This window comes from Aquimarina sp. Aq78 (assembly GCF_900299525.1).
Classification (GTDB): domain Bacteria; phylum Bacteroidota; class Bacteroidia; order Flavobacteriales; family Flavobacteriaceae; genus Aquimarina.
On the sequence record NZ_OMKA01000031.1, the window covers coordinates 51980 to 68719 of the forward strand.

19 protein-coding genes are annotated in these 16740 nt (G+C 33.2%); 11 read left to right on the plus strand and 8 right to left on the minus strand.

All coding sequences use genetic code 11. From position 1 onward, the window contains the following. Positions 1–168: 168 nt before the first annotated feature. Positions 169–1008 (minus strand): DUF6252 family protein, encoded by an 840-nt coding sequence (locus DG435_RS23330; protein WP_106790680.1) that lies wholly within the window; start codon positions 1006–1008, stop codon positions 169–171. A gap of 344 nt (positions 1009–1352) precedes the next feature. Here DG435_RS23330 and DG435_RS23335 point away from each other — a divergent pair, with 344 nt between their 5' ends. The 3 genes from DG435_RS23335 to DG435_RS23345 are packed head-to-tail and all read left to right on the plus strand — an operon-like array spanning position 1353 to position 3208. After that, complete coding sequence (locus tag DG435_RS23335; RefSeq protein WP_106790872.1) at positions 1353–1895, plus strand: 30S ribosomal protein S16; 543 nt, start codon at positions 1353–1355, stop codon at positions 1893–1895. A gap of 15 nt (positions 1896–1910) precedes the next feature. Further along, a complete protein-coding gene (rimM, locus tag DG435_RS23340; RefSeq protein WP_106790681.1) occupies positions 1911–2435 on the plus strand; it encodes a ribosome maturation factor RimM in 525 nt (174 codons plus the stop codon). Positions 2436–2494: 59 nt separating this feature from the next. Beyond that, positions 2495–3208: a tRNA1(Val) (adenine(37)-N6)-methyltransferase gene (locus DG435_RS23345; protein ID WP_106790682.1), complete on the plus strand. Its 714-nt coding sequence runs from the start codon at positions 2495–2497 to the stop codon at positions 3206–3208. Between the two features lie 107 nt (positions 3209–3315). Here the strand turns inward: DG435_RS23345 and DG435_RS23350 are convergent, their stop codons facing one another. Beyond that, positions 3316–3633: a hypothetical protein gene (locus DG435_RS23350; RefSeq protein ID WP_106790683.1), complete on the minus strand. Its 318-nt coding sequence runs from the start codon at positions 3631–3633 to the stop codon at positions 3316–3318. A 441-nt stretch (positions 3634–4074) separates the two neighbouring features. On the opposite strand from DG435_RS23350, the gene DG435_RS23355 reads away from it, so the two are divergent. Next, positions 4075–5253, plus strand: a complete 1179-nt coding sequence (locus tag DG435_RS23355; RefSeq protein ID WP_106790873.1) for an acyl-CoA dehydrogenase family protein — start codon at positions 4075–4077, stop codon at positions 5251–5253. Positions 5254–5443: 190 nt separating this feature from the next. Here the strand turns inward: DG435_RS23355 and DG435_RS23360 are convergent, their stop codons facing one another. The 3 genes from DG435_RS23360 to DG435_RS23370 all read right to left on the minus strand — a co-directional run bounded on the left by DG435_RS23360 (position 5444) and on the right by DG435_RS23370 (position 7386). Further along, a complete protein-coding gene (locus DG435_RS23360; protein WP_106790684.1) occupies positions 5444–5686 on the minus strand; it encodes a hypothetical protein in 243 nt (80 codons plus the stop codon). A gap of 373 nt (positions 5687–6059) precedes the next feature. Next, positions 6060–6800, minus strand: coding sequence for a hypothetical protein (locus DG435_RS23365; RefSeq protein WP_106790685.1), 741 nt, complete (start codon positions 6798–6800; stop codon positions 6060–6062). 1 nt (position 6801) lies between these two features. Then, positions 6802–7386 carry an RNA polymerase sigma factor gene (locus tag DG435_RS23370; protein WP_106790686.1) on the minus strand — a complete coding sequence of 195 codons (585 nt, stop codon included), beginning with the start codon at positions 7384–7386 and terminating at the stop codon, positions 6802–6804. Positions 7387–7524: 138 nt separating this feature from the next. Here DG435_RS23370 and DG435_RS23375 point away from each other — a divergent pair, with 138 nt between their 5' ends. The 3 genes from DG435_RS23375 to DG435_RS23385 all read left to right on the plus strand — a co-directional run bounded on the left by DG435_RS23375 (position 7525) and on the right by DG435_RS23385 (position 10363). Next, entirely contained in the window at positions 7525–8202 is a 678-nt protein-coding gene (locus tag DG435_RS23375) for a glycerophosphodiester phosphodiesterase family protein (RefSeq protein WP_106790687.1), read from the plus strand. Continuing rightward, positions 8199–9410, plus strand: coding sequence for an NAD(P)/FAD-dependent oxidoreductase (locus tag DG435_RS23380; RefSeq protein WP_106790688.1), 1212 nt, complete (start codon positions 8199–8201; stop codon positions 9408–9410). Before DG435_RS23375 ends, DG435_RS23380 begins: the two co-directional genes overlap by 4 nt. 164 nt (positions 9411–9574) lie before the next feature. Next, positions 9575–10363 (plus strand): hypothetical protein, encoded by a 789-nt coding sequence (locus DG435_RS23385; protein WP_106790689.1) that lies wholly within the window; start codon positions 9575–9577, stop codon positions 10361–10363. 82 nt (positions 10364–10445) lie between these two features. Here the strand turns inward: DG435_RS23385 and DG435_RS23390 are convergent, their stop codons facing one another. Together DG435_RS23390 and DG435_RS23395 are read right to left on the minus strand one after the other, a co-directional pair. Beyond that, a complete protein-coding gene (locus tag DG435_RS23390; protein WP_024772465.1) occupies positions 10446–11015 on the minus strand; it encodes a TetR/AcrR family transcriptional regulator in 570 nt (189 codons plus the stop codon). 26 nt (positions 11016–11041) lie between these two features. Beyond that, positions 11042–11515 (minus strand): TspO/MBR family protein, encoded by a 474-nt coding sequence (locus DG435_RS23395; protein ID WP_106790690.1) that lies wholly within the window; start codon positions 11513–11515, stop codon positions 11042–11044. Positions 11516–11798: 283 nt separating this feature from the next. Here DG435_RS23395 and DG435_RS23400 point away from each other — a divergent pair, with 283 nt between their 5' ends. From DG435_RS23400 to DG435_RS23410, 3 genes are all read left to right on the plus strand, one after another. Further along, positions 11799–12884, plus strand: coding sequence for a diphosphomevalonate/mevalonate 3,5-bisphosphate decarboxylase family protein (locus DG435_RS23400; protein ID WP_159025408.1), 1086 nt, complete (start codon positions 11799–11801; stop codon positions 12882–12884). Between the two features lie 149 nt (positions 12885–13033). Beyond that, on the plus strand, positions 13034–13969 hold the full coding sequence (locus tag DG435_RS23405; protein WP_106790691.1) for a mevalonate kinase: 936 nt from the start codon (positions 13034–13036) through the stop codon (positions 13967–13969). A gap of 12 nt (positions 13970–13981) precedes the next feature. Then, positions 13982–14890: a geranylgeranylglycerol-phosphate geranylgeranyltransferase gene (locus tag DG435_RS23410; RefSeq protein ID WP_106790692.1), complete on the plus strand. Its 909-nt coding sequence runs from the start codon at positions 13982–13984 to the stop codon at positions 14888–14890. A 57-nt stretch (positions 14891–14947) separates the two neighbouring features. Here DG435_RS23410 and DG435_RS23415 read toward each other — a convergent pair whose 3' ends face one another. Then, a complete protein-coding gene (locus DG435_RS23415) occupies positions 14948–15292 on the minus strand; it encodes a hypothetical protein (RefSeq protein WP_106790693.1) in 345 nt (114 codons plus the stop codon). A 453-nt stretch (positions 15293–15745) separates the two neighbouring features. On the opposite strand from DG435_RS23415, the gene DG435_RS23420 reads away from it, so the two are divergent. Further along, positions 15746–16699 carry a carbon-nitrogen hydrolase family protein gene (locus DG435_RS23420; RefSeq protein ID WP_106790694.1) on the plus strand — a complete coding sequence of 318 codons (954 nt, stop codon included), beginning with the start codon at positions 15746–15748 and terminating at the stop codon, positions 16697–16699. Positions 16700–16740 lie beyond the last annotated feature (41 nt).

A 16740-nucleotide genomic window follows, 5' to 3' on the forward strand; every position in this document is an offset into this window, starting at 1 on the left:
AATAACCAAAATGATACTTTGATTTTCGAAAAGTTATCCAGAATTATTAACCATGGTTTTTAGTGTGGTCGATATAAGAAGATAGGGGTATGAAAAAAGCGATCATTTCATAAATAATCGCTTTTCATGAGCAAAGTCGAGTAAGGTAATTATTTAGGGGTAATTAAATTAATAACCAAAATCAAAGGAGCCTTGTGATACTTGAGAACCACTTCTGGTTTCAAATTCAAAACTTCCACTAATACATTTGGTCTCGATATCGTGATTGGTAATAACAAGGGTTCCTGACAATGCAGAAGACTTATCATTATTTACTTCATAAGAGGCGCTATAATTTCCAGATCCGGTTAATGGATATGTGCCTGGTGTTACATCTGCCATAAATACAATGTTAACTTCTTCGGTTTCATTGGTAGCAGTAATGAGAATAGAAGCATCATCTACACCAAATAATTTGGCAGTATGATCATCAGTAATCATTTCTGTATTATTAACCATAGCGGTTAAAGAAGCATTAAGTAAACAAGGGTTAATTTCCTGAGTTACTTCTTCTTCAATTGTGCCATTTTCTAAAGGTAATCTATAAAACCACCCATTATTAAAATCTATTGGATTGCCATTATCATCTTTAAGGTCTTTAAAATGAAAATTACCAGAAATTTCATTATTATATATTTCTGTTATTGACACTTCACCTTCGGTTTCTCCGTCTTTAGAAATGAATTTTGTTTGATTTTTTTGAAAACTAACCTTACTTATGGTTTGAAGAGCTGTCTTATAAGTTCCAACATTAGTAGATGTAGTCGTAAAGCTTATAGATTTATCTCCCGAGCTTCCTGATATTACCAATGTACCATCATCATAAATAACTGCTTTTTTTATAGATGATCTAAATAACTCACCATCAATTTTTGCTTGTAAAGCTGGTGTGTTTATTTCGATATCTGTAGAGCATGAAGTTAAAAAAAGGCAGATTACTGCCAATAGAGGGGTAATTTTTTTAATCATAGGCTTGGGGCTTTAGTATGATTTTCTTACGGCAAAACCGTAAAAATATGTTTACACCTACAAACATATAATGAAAATATTAAGAAAACAACTTTTTCATCGAAAAAAAGCATATTTTATCGATGAAATACACAAAACGGTATTTTTTTCTCATAAAAACTATAATATAAAGGTGTTTTTCCTCATAAAAACAGGGTTTGTGAATCAATTTTCTATGTATTACTTATGTAAATGATTATTTTACAGAGAATAAACTTCTATTTATTGATTTCAATTGATTAAAAATAATTACCTTTGCGGCCTTAATTATGAATAGGGTCGAGTACCCAAAAATTAATTTATATATGCCTGTTAAAATTAGATTACAGAGACACGGTAAAAAAGGAAAGCCTTTTTACTGGATCGTAGCAGCAGATGCTAGATCAAAAAGAGATGGTAGATTTCTTGAAAAATTAGGAACTTATAATCCTAATGTAAACCCTGCAAGTATTGATTTAGATATTGATGGAGCTGTAAAGTGGTTACAGAATGGTGCACAACCAACTGATACTGCAAAAGCTATCTTATCTTATAAAGGAGCTTTATTGAAAAATCACCTTGCTGGTGGAGTAAGAAAAGGTGCTTTAACAGAAGAACAAGCTGAAGAAAAATATCAGGCTTGGGTATCAGAGAAAGAAGGATCTGTTGATGCTAAGAAAGATGCATTAGCAAAAGCTGAAGCAGCTGAAAAAGCGAAAGCTTTGGAAGCTGAAAAAGAAGTGAATGCTAAGCGTGAAGCTGCTGCAAAAGCAGAAGAAACAGAAGAAACTGCTGCTGAAGCGGAAGAAGCTGTCGAAGCTACTGCTGAAGCAGAAGTAACAGAGGAAGCTAGCAACGAAGAAGAATAGTTGTAATTATTCACGATGAAGAAAGAAGAATGCTTCTATCTAGGTAAAATCGTAAGTAAATTTAGTTTTAAGGGAGAGGTATTGGTTAAACTAGATACCGATGAACCCGAAAGTTATACAAAAATGGAATCAGTATTTGTTCATTATAACAATAATCTGGTTCCATTTTTTATTGAAAAATGTTCGCTACATAAAAGTGATTTACTACGTATAAAATTTGAGGATGTAGATTCTGAAGCAGATGCAGACGACCTCATGAAAACAGAGCTATATTTACCACTTACACTATTACCAAAACTTGAAGGAACTCAGTTTTATTACCACGAAATAATTGGTTTTACTATTATTGATAGTGTTTTTGGAGAAGTAGGAATTATTAAAGCTATTAACGATACAACGGCTCAAGCCTTATTCGAAATTGATCGTAATGGTACCGAGATTCTTATTCCTATGAATGATGAATTTATTGATAAAATTGATAGAGAATCAAAAACGATTACTGTTCATACTCCCGAAGGACTCATTGATTTGTATCTTTAATTTTATTTTATCATCCCGATAAATACCCGGGCTTTTGTTTCTCGATGAATGTTAACAGTATGACTAAGCCTTTTATATTTAAAGACTTTACGATCCATCAGGATCGATGTGCCATGAAAGTAGGTACAGATGGAGTGCTACTAGGAGCTTGGGTTCCTATTAGTAATGCTATAACCTCAATTCTTGATATAGGAGCAGGAACGGGAGTGATCGCTTTAATGACAGCGCAACGTTCTCAGGCAGAGGTGATTGATGCTATAGAAATTGATGCAGATGCTTATGAGCAGGCAGTCGAAAATTTTGAGGCGTCGTCCTGGGGAGATAGATTATTTTGTTACCATGCCTCCTTTCAGGAGTTTGTGGCAGAAATTGACGATCAATACGATTTGATAATCAGTAATCCTCCATTTTATGCAGAGGATTATAAAACTTCAGATACCAAACGGGATATGGCTAGGTTTGAAGATGCTCTTCCTTTTGAACATCTTTTAGTCGGAGGATCAAGACTGTTATCGGATAAGGGGCGATTCGCAATGATTATACCATATAAAGAAGAATCACGTATTATTGATATAGCTGCACAGGTAGCTTTGTTTCCGCAAAAAATCACTAGAGTAAAAGGCACACCAGCTTCAGAGATTAAAAGAAGTCTATTGTTGTTTGGTCGAGATCAAATGGATTTTGAGGTTGATGAATTGATTATAGAAACGCAACGTCATCAATATACCGATGCGTATATAAAGCTTACTAAAGCGTTTTATTTAAAAATGTAATTCATAAAAAAAGGAAGATATATATCTTCCTTTTCTAAATTCAATCACTCTACAGTTTAATTTATATCACCATAAATTAAAACTTTCTTTAAATATCATCAAAGGTTTTATCCCTTCTTAGAGATCCATTTTCCTTCTGCGTCACAGAAAACTTCCATTTCTTTATCACCTTGCTTCAATATTAATCTAAATTCTGAAGCATCTTCTTTGGCTCCTGCACTTTTTATAGTCGCACCAGCATAATCTTTTGCAACTGCATCAAGAACAGGTTGAGGTAAGTTTTCTACAGCTAGGTCTATATATTTTTCCTGAACGGGAGTAACTACTTCTGTATCATCATTAGAAGCTACTTCCTGAGCATTCATGTTTTGAGTTCCTACTAATAATCCAAAAGCTAATACCGGTAATACGAATAAATTTTTCATTGTTATTATAATTTTAGTTTTAATAAATTTTAATCTGTTATGTGTTTATACATAGAATAATTATGCCAGAAGAAATAAGAGATGTTAGTTTGATGTATAAATATCTGATAATTAGTTGTTTATAGTTTTTTAGAATTAATACTTTTTCTTTTGCTAGGTCTTATTTGTGTAGAAAAAAGAAGTGAACTGCGGAAATTATACACAAATTTTTTGGTAAACAGATACGGCTAATTTTAACCTTGGTAGAAAACTAAATTTACTTTGTTATCAAGAATAGATGCAATAAAGTAACGTATTTGGATAATTTTTTGATCAAAAGATATTAAATGCAATAGCAGAATGATCAATTTCTTTAAAAATGTCAAAAAAATTGCTTGCTTTTTTAGCATTACCTACATTTGTTTTGCACTTATATGCAGTAATTTAGAAAATATTTTAAAAATGAAACCAGACTTATTCCAGGCACCAGATTATTACCAGATTGACGAATTATTGAGTGATGAACATAAAATGGTTCGTGATGCTGCTCGTAGTTGGGTAAAACGCGAAGTATCTCCTATTATAGAAGATTTTGCACAGCGAGCAGAATTCCCTACGCAGATTATTAAAGGACTTGCAGAGATAGGAGCATTTGGACCTTATATACCCGAAGAATATGGTGGTGCTGGACTGGACCAGATTAGTTATGGTTTGATCATGCAGGAGATAGAGCGAGGAGATTCTGGTGTACGATCTACATCTTCTGTGCAATCGTCGTTGGTGATGTATCCAATTTGGAAATACGGTTCTGAAGAACAACGAAAAAAATACTTGCCTAAACTGGCATCTGGAGAATTTATAGGATGCTTTGGTCTTACAGAACCAGATCATGGGTCAAACCCAAGTGGGATGACTACTAATTTTAAAGATAACGGGGATCATTACTTACTTAATGGTGCTAAACTATGGATTTCTAATGCACCTTTTGCTGATATTGCGGTGGTGTGGGCCAAAAATGAAGAAGGAAGAATCCATGGGCTTGTAGTAGAACGTGGCATGGATGGGTTTACAACTCCAGAAACACATAATAAATGGTCGCTTCGCGCATCTGCAACAGGAGAGTTAATCTTTGATAATGTAAAAATACCAAAAGAAAATATATTACCAGGCAAAAGTGGGCTTGGTGCGCCGCTGGGATGTTTGGATTCTGCACGATATGGTATTGCCTGGGGTGCAATTGGTGCCGCTATGGATTGCTATGATACTGCACTAAGATATGCCAAAGAACGTGTTCAGTTTGATAAGCCTATTGGAGCAACGCAATTACAACAAAAGAAACTGGCAGAAATGATTACTGAAATCACAAAAGCACAATTATTAGCATGGCGATTAGGAGTATTGCGTAATGAGGGTAAAGCAACTAGTGCGCAAATCTCTATGGCAAAACGTAATAATGTAGAAATGGCAATTAAGATTGCGAGAGAAGCTAGACAAATTCTTGGCGGAATGGGAATCACTGGGGAGTATAGCATCATGCGCCATATGATGAACCTCGAAAGTGTAATCACCTATGAAGGAACACACGATATTCATTTACTAATTACAGGACTGGATATTACCGGGATGTCTGCTTTTAAATAAGAAGTTCTGAAACCTCTTATATCGAAGTTGTCTGAAAAATAAAAATATATGATTTGTCAATCTGAGCCTGTTGAAGACCATTTATTACCGGTTTTCTAATCATTTCGACAGGCTCAGATTGATATAAACATAAAACTATTCAGATTTTTTTGTGTGAAAATGATCTGATTTGACAAATCAGATTAAGGTTTTATCCCACAGAAGTGTGTAATTCTTTTGTACTTCTTTCTTTTGTAAAGAATCCAAATTTAAATCCTACAGCTTTTACATAGACATAACTCTGTAGACTGATGTCATATTCTAAAGGAGCATTTAGCTCCTTCATGATGTTGATGATACGATAGAGTTTTGTTTTTGAAATACCCAGTCGTTCTGCTAGTTCTACAGGATTTCCTGTAGCTTTCAAACGAATTAGTTGGTCGATTCGATTCATAAGCTCAACGTGTTTGATGATAACATTCATAATTGTTTCTTTAGAGTGAAGATTGAATTATTAGATTAATCAATATATATGGGGTTCATATATTTATGTCACGACATATCATTTTGTTACCTCACATACCTTATTTTTTTATAGGTAAGATTCTTAGAGTTTGATTAGTGCTAAATATTTTATTTTGAAGACTATAGTTGTGAGTGTGGTATGTCAAAAAAACAAGTGTTTCGACATCTCGTTGCGAGAAGGATGAGATATAAAAAGATTAGGTTTTATAGGGTTATACTAACCTTATTTCAGTGTCCTTTTGAGGTCTGTAAAGTCTAGTTTTAGGTGAATATAGATAAATAGGTAGTGCTGCAAATAATCTCTATTTTTTTTCTAAGGCTGTAAGTAGTCTTGTAGCTTTATCTTTATATGCTCCGTTATAGGTAATGATTTCTTTAAGCAGTGGAATGCTTTTTTCAGGAGTGTTTAATTTTAAATAAGTGAGTGATAAATACCATTTGGCAATTTCATAATACTTACCACTACTTTTAATATCTTTAAACAAAGAAGCCGCTTTTTCTTCCTGATCAATATTTAAATAACTATTGCCCAGATATAATTGTAGTTGGCTATCTAAATTTGGATGTTTTTCCAATACAACAGCTACAGAATCATAAGCGCCTTTAGCATAATTTTTTATAATGCTGTGCATTTCATTATTGGTATTACCTCGCATTGCATCTTCTACAGGAAAGGGCTCATAATAAACACCATATAAATCTTGAGTATTATGCTGATTGGTATATGTATACCAGAATAGCATTCCTACACCCAATAGTATTGCAATAGATGCTGCAATTTTCCAATAGGAAGGAGAAGATACCGGAGCAGGAGGATGGCTCTGTTCTTCTTTGATAGTAGCACTGATTTGCATTAATTTTTCTTTAAAATCCAAAGTATCCTTATCACTTAAGGTTTTATGCAAAACTCTGTGTTTTTCAACTTCTTCTTGCAGTTCTGGATTAGCAATTAATTCTTTTTCAAAAGCTATTGCTTCTTCTTTAGGTAACGTATGTGCAAGATACCCTTCTATTTTTTCGAATATTTCTGGAGTTCTTTCCATACTATGATCCTTTTTCAGGGTTTAGTTGTAATTCGAGATAAGCATGATCCTTTTCGATCATTTCGATTAAGTATCGTTTACATTCGAATTTTTTCTTTCGGGTATATCCTTCAGAATATCCAGTGATACGTGCAATATCTTTCATACTGTTTCCTTGAAAAATTAAGCTCAGTACTTCACGACATGCATCACTTAGTTTTAGGAAATGTTTACGATAGACATGCTCTCGTTCTTTATGTTCTATGTCTTGGATAACTGTAGGGGTAATTATTTCTGCATCCTCAGGTAATTTTTCGGTGATGATCATTTTTTTGTTTTTTCGTAATCTGTTTCTCCACATATTTTTACAAATTCCATAAAAATAGGTTCGTAATGAAGAATGTAAATCCAGAGAATCTGTTTTTAATTTCTGATATACCAAAATCAAAGCATCCTGAAACACATCTTCTGCATCTTCTTCATTACCTGAGTTTTGTAGAATATATTGCCTTATGTAAGGTAGGTTTTTTCTATAAAACGTAGTAATGATAACCTCATTTCCGGCGACGATGCCTTCCAGAATTTTGCGATCCTCGGTAGTATTCATAGGTTCATGTACTATAATAACAGATTGTTACCTTTGGGTGATGTTAAGTTGTTGTAAAAATAACAATTTTAGTTTCTTTGGGAATAATAGAATAACATATAATTAAGAATATAAAATTATAAATAAAAAGGCTAACTCATGAAAATATTCGGACATCGTGGCGCGGCTGGCTTAGTTGCCGAAAACACATTAGAATCTATCACCGAAGCTTTGCAGTATAAGGTAGATGGTATCGAGATTGATGTGCATTGTTGTAAAAGTGGAGAATTGGTAGTTATCCACGATGAAACCTTAAATAGAACCACCAATGGAGCAGGAAATGTGTCAGAATATACTTTGAAGGAGTTGCAACAGTTTGAAACAAAAGAAGGGTTTACAATACCGACATTGCGCGAAGTGCTGGATGTGATTAATGGGCAATGTGAACTTAATATAGAATTGAAAGGCAAAAAGACTGTCCTGCCTATCATTAGATTACTAGAAGAATATATCGAAAATACAGATTGGGAATACGATCATTTTATAATTTCTAGCTTTGATCATTCACAGTTATTCGAACTAAAAGCAATTACCACTAATTTTAAGATAGGTGTGCTAAGCGAAGTAAATACGATTGAAGTTTTATCTATAGCAGAAGCATTAGAAGCATTTTCTATACATCCTCCAATTTTCTCACTAACCCAGGATGAGGTGAATCTTGCAAAAGACCAGGGATACAAGATATATGTATGGACCGTAAATACAGAAACGCAAATGGAACAATCAAAATCATGTAAAGTTGAGGGTATCATCACAGATTTTCCGAATTTTGCATGATGGATTATGATTTAATAATTGTTGGCGGTGGTGCAGCTGGTTTTTTTACAGCTATTAATGTGGCAGAAAATGACCCAAAACTAAAAATAGCTATTCTAGAACGAGGAAAAGAAGTGTTGTCCAAAGTTCGTGTATCTGGTGGTGGACGATGCAATGTAACTCATGCAGAATTTATCCCTAATGAGTTAAGCAAAAACTACCCCAGAGGAGAAAAAGAACTCAAAGGACCTTTTCATACTTTTATGACAGGTGATACGATGGATTGGTTTGATCGTCGTGGAATAGAACTTAAGATAGAGGATGATGGCAGAATATTTCCGGTTTCAGATTCTTCAGAAACGATTATCAATTGTTTTTTGTCAGAGGCAAAACGATGTGGAGTTGAAATTTTAAAAAACCATGCGGTTAAAAATTTCTATCAAAAAGATGAACAATGGTTCGTAGAAACCAGTCAGGGAAATTTTGTTACTACAACACTAATGATTGCTACCGGGAGTAATCCAAAAATCTGGAAAATAGTTCAGGATTTAGGACATCAGACTGTCGATGCGGTTCCTTCACTATTTACCTTTAATAGTAAAGACCCAAGAATTGTGAATCTGCCTGGTGTAGTAACAAATGCCTCAGTACAGGTTAAGTATTCAAAATTATCGAGTGAGGGCCCATTGTTAATTACACATTGGGGGATGAGTGGCCCGGCAATTTTAAAACTTTCGGCCTGGGGAGCTATAGAACTCAATGCATGCCAGTATAATTTTGAAATCATAGTGAATTGGCTTCAGAACTATTCACAGCAGGAAATTTTTGAGGAACTTAAAGTGCTCAAAGATCAACATCCAAAACAGCAAATCTATAAATACACTCAATTTGAATTACCAAAAAGACTTTGGCAGAGTTTAATTTTGGCTTCGGAAATAAAAAATGATACCCGTTGGGCCGACGTGAGTAAAATTCAGCTTAAAACACTGTCAGAACAGCTTACTCAGGGAGTTTTTAAAGTAAAAGGGAAAAGTACATTTAAAGAAGAATTTGTAACTGCAGGTGGAATTGATCTTAAAGAAGTTAATTTTAAAACTTTTGAAAGTAAGAAGTGTCAGAATTTATATTTTGCAGGAGAGGTATTAAATATAGATGCTATCACAGGAGGGTTTAATTTTCAGAATGCATGGACCGGAGCTTTTATTGCAGCAAAAGCGATAACATCCTGATAGTTTTCCGAAAAAAAATGAGGTATACTGCTACTATTAGGAACCCAAAAACAGTAATTAAACTATTGGAATTAAGTAATTTGAGTTAGAGAATAGTGTGTTATTATTAGCGATCGTGAGTAATTTTTCGTATCTTAATAAAGTTTAACTAATACCCCATCACTATGAAAAAAATTACTTTTATTCTTACCCTTATATTTTTATTTAGTAGTGTTTACTCAGTCAAAGCATTTAGTGAAAAAGATCCCATAAAAAAGTTATTGGTGGATTATATAAATAAAATGAATGCATTAACTCAGGGAACCCAAAAAGAAGATGTACTGGATTTATTTGACGAAAAATACAGAGGAAATACTGTGTACGTTAATCTATCAGGAACATTAGTGAGAAAAAACTATACTAAAAAAGATGTCTCTGTTCAATTAAGTGATATTATTGATGATGATAATTATCAATTTAGATTAACCATAGATAAAATAGTTTTCCAAAGTCAGAAAGAAAGAGCAGGAACTATTTCTGCAGTTATCAATTTTGAATCATTTGTCGATAAAAAACTCGCCGAAAAAGGAACCATGCTAATGGATGTGGTTGCTATACGGATTAATGGCGGATGGAAGATTGTACAAAATAATATGGTTCGGGTCTCTGAAGCAAAAGATATAGGAGAATGTGTTTGCTATTTTTATGAGAAAGGCACTACTAAGTTTATTGCTGAGGTATATTTCCCGTCTGGACTCGAATATAGCCAGGAGCTTAATGCTTTTCAAGTTATGGTCAAAGACAAAAAGCGCATTGTTAAATCTGATAGTAAAGAGTATTATTGGAATATAAATACAGGAAAACTTACCTATAAAGGAGGGTTAATCGGGCAAACGAGTAACTCTCGAAAAGCAGTGGAATTTGTACTTAAGAACCGATATAAAGAATCTTGTGTAAATATTGTATTTAATTGAATTTAGTAAAAATACTAAGTTAAACACATCCTGCTGAAAAGCGGGATGTGTTTTTTATACTAATTTTATCTATTAATTTGTATTAAATAATTGTTTGATCCTTCAAAAAACCTCTCCAGGAGATCTCAATAGCTTGATTGATATGTTTTTCTTGTAATTTTACTTGCTCATTCTCATGAATCTTTACTAATGATACCACATTACCAAAGAAGAGCTCTTCCATAATCAGGGTGTTATAAGATTTAAACATCTTTTGTTTTACCCCTTTTTTAAAATAGCTTTCGATTTCACCATAGTATTGCCTTGCTTTATCCTTTAAGGATTGAGGAATTTCTGGAGAACGTGCAATCTGTTCAGAAAATATAAAAGCAAGAGGGTTATTGACAAAATAATAAAATAGATTGAGCCACATCACAGTAAATTGTTTCTTTATATCGTCTTCTGGAATATTACGCATGACGACCGTACCAAAATCCTGGGTAAGCATCAAATAGAGTTCTGTAATAATCTCTTCTTTGTTTTTGAAATGGTGATATACTGTTCCGTTTGCTACGCCCGATTCTTTAATAATTTGAGAAAGAGAAGTGGCATGGATGCCTTGTTTAGTTATTAATTCTAGAGTAGTCTGTAAGACTATTGCTTTTTTACTCATAAAAAATCATATTCCTTATTCCTGGTTTAATTTAGTTGCCATATGCCAAAATTTAATGCAGTCGCAAAAGCAACCCAAACAACATAAGGGATAAGTAGGTAGGCAGCGGTAGAATTTACTACGGTAAACCATTTAATGGTAAACAGCAATAGGATAAATAGGGCAATTATATCCAGTAATGCAATCAACGGGTTTTGTAATCCAAAGAAAAAAATAGACCACGCAGCATTGAGTAACAATTGAAACCCAAAGTGATATAACGCAGTTTTTACCCATTTATGATAAAAGCCTTTGCTCCAAACAATTCCAGCTGCAATTCCCATCATAATATACAGCAGAACCCACATTGGTCCAAAAATCCAATTTGGCGGAGTAAAAGAAGGTTTGTTTAAAGCAGCATACCAAGTATTAACAGAGGTTTGAGTAGCAATACTACTCAAAAAACCGATTAAACCACATATCAATACCGCAATACCAATCCGAAATAACTTTTTTTTCATTGAAACAAGTTAGCACAGTACTAAAATAGCAATTTATTTTTACTACCAATGCGCTTAAACCTGCTTTATGCATTAGAACTTTGTGATGAAACTTAAAAGCACATTACAGACTCGTGTTTTCTTAGTTTTTGTATTACCTCATTATGGGTAAATCCAGATTAAATTAAAAAACAAAGTGAAGCGATAATGTTTGAAATAATTTTGATCTATACTAGATTTTCTAATGCATAAGACGGGTTAAAATATACGATACACTTATCTTTGCTCAAAATCATTGCATACTATGACGGATTATCCAGAATTTACCTCACCTATAGTTTCAAATTTACCTGAAGAAGGTATGGTAACTTGCACCTCACCCAGTAATATTGCTTTAGTTAAGTATTGGGGTAAAAGACCAGTGCAATTGCCAGAAAATGCATCGATTAGTTTTACGCTGGATAATTGTAAAACAACAACCAGTTTAACGTATAAAAGACGAGATAGTGTAGAGGAAGGTTTTGATTTTGAACTCTTTTTTGAAGGAAAACCTAAACCAGATTTTAAACCTAAGATCCAAAGTTTTTTTGAAAGGATTCAAGAATATCTCCCTTTCCTCAAACTATATACATTCAGAATAGAAACCAGTAACACATTTCCGCATAGTAGTGGGATTGCATCATCAGCTAGTGGGATGAGTGCACTGGCATATTGCCTGATGCAGTTAGAAAAAAAGATAAACCCAGGTATTTCGGATTCAGAATACCTTCAGAAATCTTCATTTTTGGCTCGTTTGGGTTCGGGGAGTGCATGTCGAAGTATAGAAGGGCCTGTTACCGTTTGGGGAGAACATCCAGATCTAAGTGGAAGTAATGATGCGTATGCAATACCATTTCCGTTTCCTGTGCATCAAAATTTTGATGACTATCAGGATACAATTTTGTTAATTGATAAAGGAGAAAAACAAGTAAGTAGTACTGTTGGTCATAATTTAATGCACGGTCATCCCTTTGCAGCAAAACGATTTGAACAAGCAACTGGTAATATTGCTAAATTAAAAGAAACATTAATTTCGGGAGATTTAGATGCTTTTATCACGGTAGTAGAAAGTGAAGCATTGACACTACATGCAATGATGATGACTTCTTTACCTTATTTTATATTAATGAAACCTAATACGTTATCTGTAATTCATAAAATTTGGGAGTATCGTGAAACAACAGGGTCTAAAGTTTGTTTTACGTTGGATGCTGGAGCAAATGTTCATGTTTTATATCCAAATACAGAAAAAAATCAAGTTTTAGATTTCATTACCAACGAGTTAGTTGCGTATTGTCAGAATGGGCAGTATATTTGCGACAAAATAGGATTAGGTGCAAAAATAGTGTAACTTTATCCTAGTAAGGCGACAAATTAGATATAACTATTTATAGAGATCATGAAATCGACTCGGTTAAAAAAATCGTTAACCATACAAGGTAATGATTATTGTAATCGTCAAAGATTTCATTTAACCTCTAGAACAATATATATAAATAGATGAAAGGACCGTTATTTTATTCTAAAATACTTTTGTTTGGAGAATATGGTATTATTAAAGACTCTAAAGGTCTTTCTATACCATATAATTTTTTTAAAGGTGCATTAAAAGTGTCAGAAACACCTGATGAAGAGGCTGTACAATCAAATGAAAACCTTAAGAATTTTGTAACCTATCTTGAAGAAATTCAGGATAAAGGAGTCGTAAAGTTTGATTTCGAGAAGCTTCATTCTGATATCAATTCTGGGATGTATTTTGATAGTAGTATTCCTCAGGGATATGGAGTTGGTAGTAGTGGCGCATTAGTAGCCGCTATTTATGATAAATATGCAGCTAACAAAATTACAGTATTAGAAAATCTTACCCGGGATAAATTATTAAAACTCAAAGAGATTTTTGGACTTATGGAATCTTTCTTTCACGGAAAGAGTTCTGGTCTGGATCCATTAAATAGTTACCTTAGTCTACCTATTCTTATTCATTCTAAAGACAATATTGAGCCGGCAGGAATTCCTTCGCAAAGTGTAGAGAATAAAAAAGGTGCCGTTTTCTTATTAGATAGTGGCATTGTTGGTGAAACTGCACCAATGGTTAGTATTTTTATGGAAAACATGAAGCAAGAAGGTTTTCGTAGTATGCTCAAAAATCAGTTTGTAAAATATACAGACGCTTGTGTAGATGATTTCTTAAAAGGAGATGTTAAATCCCTGTTCTTTAATATAAAAGAGCTTTCTCATGTGGTTTTGGATAATTTTAAGCCAATGATACCAAAGCAATTTCATACATTATGGAAACATGGTATAGAAACTAATGACTACTATCTTAAGCTATGTGGCTCTGGAGGCGGTGGTTATATTTTAGGATTTACACAAGATTTTGACAAAGCACAGGCTTCGCTTAAGGATTATAAGTTAGAGGTAGTATACAATTTTTAATAAGCATTTGTTATGCTTACCAGAAAAAACAAACTCATTTTTCTCAAGTTATTGAGTTTATTTTCTGTCGTTAGAGGATATAACATCTTGATTATTGTATTTGCACAATATCTTACCTCAATATTTATTTTAGCACCTCAGATCAGATTACGACATGTTCTTCTGGATCCCAATTTATTTGTTATTGTATTAGCTTCTGCTGGTGTGATTGCGGCGGGGTATATCATTAATAATTTTTATGATAAAGAAAAAGATCTAATTAATAGACCACAAAAGACCATGCTGGATCGATTAGTGAGTCAACGTACTAAACTTACAGGGTATTTTGTCCTTAATTTTCTTTCTGTAGTATGTGCCAGTTATGTTTCTTTTCGGGCAGTTGTTTTTTTTTCTTTATATATTTTTGGGATATGGTTCTATTCCCATAAGCTAAAGAAGTTTCCAATAATAGGAAATATTATTGCTTCTCTATTAGCAATAACCCCATTTTTTGCTGTATTCATTTATTATAAAAACTTTGATGAGGTTATTTTTGTTCATGCAACATTTTTGTTTTTGATGTTGATCATGAGAGAAATGATTAAAGATTTAGGAAATTTAAGAGGAGACCTGGCCCAGAATTATAAAACGATACCTATTGTGTATGGTGAATTAGTCTCAAAAAGAATAGTAAGTGTTTTGGTTTTGGCTTCTTGTGTTCCTATTTATTTACTGCTCACTCGATATGAGATAGGGTTTATGTACTTGTATTTTTATGCATGTATTGTACTTCTTTTTGCATTTTTATTTGGTATATGGAGATCAGAAGGAAGAACACATTATGTTTGGTTGCATAATATTTTAAAACTCATTATTGTTGCAGGAACATTTAGTATTATCTTGATTGATGTACATATGATCCTAGATAGAATTCTTTGGTAAAAAAAAGCAGCTGTAAATTCATACAACTGCTTTCTTAATAATGTATAGGCAGAAAGTTTATACTCCTTCTGGCTTTAAAATTTTTAAAGAAATCTTAAATACTTTATTTCCTATGTTTGCTATTTTTGAATCTACTTTTTTGTAGTTCAATCTTGATTTTACGAAACTTTTTACATTAAGATCTTCTGAATCTACGGTTAAAACGACAATCTCTCCTTCACCATTTAAAGTAAATTCGATATTTGCTTTAAGTTGTTGTTTGTCTAATTTGATTTCTGGACTCTCTAAAAGAGTTGCAATTTGCTTTCTTAATTGTTGTTCTGAATTAATAGGATTGTTTGAGGCAAAAATTTGCGTTGATCCTAATACGAATACTGCGAATAAAATTGTTAACTTTTTCATTTTTTTATGTTTTAAGATTTGAGTTTAAACTTTTTATTTGTTTTAATTGTACAGGACAAATGTAGAGTCGAATACTCCATTATTTTTGTTTTTCGTTTTATTAGAATGTATTACAATGATTACGATTATGTTAAAAGGGACATGTTTTAACGTAAATTAAACTTTGCAGAATAAATACTTTTTATATGTTTACTTTTTAGGAATGGATATAAAATTGGTTATAGAATAGTGAATCCTTAGTTTTTGTATCATTATAGTGCCAATTTTTAGGTTTTTAGTAGAGTTCTAATGTTACCATAAGGTTAAAATAAGGTTTTACCATATTACTTTTCTGACATTTAATGTGTTGTAAATCAATTTTTTATATGTTAACTGTTTGTTAGTCGTATGTTGGCAATCTCTTAAAAACACGTGATCATTAAGAATAAAAATTTATATCATTAATACATTTTCATGAAAAATCAATTACTAACAGTTGCATTGGCCCAAATCTCTCCGGTTTGGTTAGATAAAATGGCTACAATTAAAAAAATTGAAAATTCTATTACTGAGGCAGCTTCTAAGAAAGCAGAGCTTATCGTTTTTGGAGAATCGTTGTTACCAGGTTATCCGTTTTGGGTATCACTAACAGATGGCGCAAAATTCGACAGTAAGATTCAAAAAGAAATTCATGCGCATTATGCCCAGAATTCGATTGTTATCGAAAATGGAGATTTGGATACCATATGCGAACTTGCTGCCAAATATAATATTGCAATTTATTTAGGAATTATTGAACGACCAATGGATCGGGGAGGACATAGTTTATATGCATCATTGGTATATATTGATCAAACGGGAGAGATTAGATCTGTACACCGTAAATTACAACCAACATATGAAGAACGATTAACCTGGGCCCCGGGAGATGGTAATGGATTGTTGGTACACCCATTAAAGGCTTTTACTGTTGGAGGATTAAACTGTTGGGAGAATTGGATGCCTTTACCCAGAGCTGCATTATATGGTCAGGGAGAAAACTTACACGTATCGGTATGGCCGGGGAGTGATTATAACACCAAAGATATCACTCGTTTTATTGCCAGAGAATCTCGTTCATATGTGATTTCGGTTTCTAGTTTGATGCGAACGGAAGATTTTCCTAAATCTACTCCACATTTGGATGAGATTTTAAAGAAAGCGCCTGATGTTTTAGGTAATGGTGGCTCATGTATTGCCGGTCCCGATGGAGAATGGGTGATGGAACCTGTAGTAAATCAAGAAGGACTCTTAATCGAAACCTTAGATTTTAACAGGGTATTACAAGAGCGTCAGAATTTTGATCCTGTTGGACATTATTCGAGACCAGATGTGACCCAGTTACATGTAAATCGAAAGCGTCAAAGTACAGTTAGGTTTGATGAATAATAGTTGTTGTACCTATGCTTTAAACAATTATCTTTGCACAA

Excerpts from the sequence above, each read along its gene's own strand:
- DG435_RS23330 (WP_106790680.1), bottom strand. The coding sequence starts at position 1,008 with ATGATTAAAAAAATTACCCCTCTATTGGCAGTAATCTGCCTTTTTTTA.
- DG435_RS23335 (WP_106790872.1), top strand. The coding sequence starts at position 1,353 with ATGCCTGTTAAAATTAGATTACAGAGACACGGTAAAAAAGGAAAGCCT.
- rimM (WP_106790681.1), top strand. The coding sequence starts at position 1,911 with ATGAAGAAAGAAGAATGCTTCTATCTAGGTAAAATCGTAAGTAAATTT.
- DG435_RS23345 (WP_106790682.1), top strand. The coding sequence starts at position 2,495 with ATGACTAAGCCTTTTATATTTAAAGACTTTACGATCCATCAGGATCGA.
- DG435_RS23350 (WP_106790683.1), bottom strand. The coding sequence starts at position 3,633 with ATGAAAAATTTATTCGTATTACCGGTATTAGCTTTTGGATTATTAGTA.
- DG435_RS23355 (WP_106790873.1), top strand. The coding sequence starts at position 4,075 with ATGAAACCAGACTTATTCCAGGCACCAGATTATTACCAGATTGACGAA.
- DG435_RS23360 (WP_106790684.1), bottom strand. The coding sequence starts at position 5,686 with ATGAATCGAATCGACCAACTAATTCGTTTGAAAGCTACAGGAAATCCT.
- DG435_RS23365 (WP_106790685.1), bottom strand. The coding sequence starts at position 6,800 with ATGGAAAGAACTCCAGAAATATTCGAAAAAATAGAAGGGTATCTTGCA.
- DG435_RS23370 (WP_106790686.1), bottom strand. The coding sequence starts at position 7,386 with ATGAATACTACCGAGGATCGCAAAATTCTGGAAGGCATCGTCGCCGGA.
- DG435_RS23375 (WP_106790687.1), top strand. The coding sequence starts at position 7,525 with ATGAAAATATTCGGACATCGTGGCGCGGCTGGCTTAGTTGCCGAAAAC.
- DG435_RS23380 (WP_106790688.1), top strand. The coding sequence starts at position 8,199 with ATGATGGATTATGATTTAATAATTGTTGGCGGTGGTGCAGCTGGTTTT.
- DG435_RS23385 (WP_106790689.1), top strand. The coding sequence starts at position 9,575 with ATGAAAAAAATTACTTTTATTCTTACCCTTATATTTTTATTTAGTAGT.
- DG435_RS23390 (WP_024772465.1), bottom strand. The coding sequence starts at position 11,015 with ATGAGTAAAAAAGCAATAGTCTTACAGACTACTCTAGAATTAATAACT.
- DG435_RS23395 (WP_106790690.1), bottom strand. The coding sequence starts at position 11,515 with ATGAAAAAAAAGTTATTTCGGATTGGTATTGCGGTATTGATATGTGGT.
- DG435_RS23400 (WP_159025408.1), top strand. The coding sequence starts at position 11,799 with ATGACGGATTATCCAGAATTTACCTCACCTATAGTTTCAAATTTACCT.
- DG435_RS23405 (WP_106790691.1), top strand. The coding sequence starts at position 13,034 with ATGAAAGGACCGTTATTTTATTCTAAAATACTTTTGTTTGGAGAATAT.
- DG435_RS23410 (WP_106790692.1), top strand. The coding sequence starts at position 13,982 with ATGCTTACCAGAAAAAACAAACTCATTTTTCTCAAGTTATTGAGTTTA.
- DG435_RS23415 (WP_106790693.1), bottom strand. The coding sequence starts at position 15,292 with ATGAAAAAGTTAACAATTTTATTCGCAGTATTCGTATTAGGATCAACG.
- DG435_RS23420 (WP_106790694.1), top strand. The coding sequence starts at position 15,746 with ATGAAAAATCAATTACTAACAGTTGCATTGGCCCAAATCTCTCCGGTT.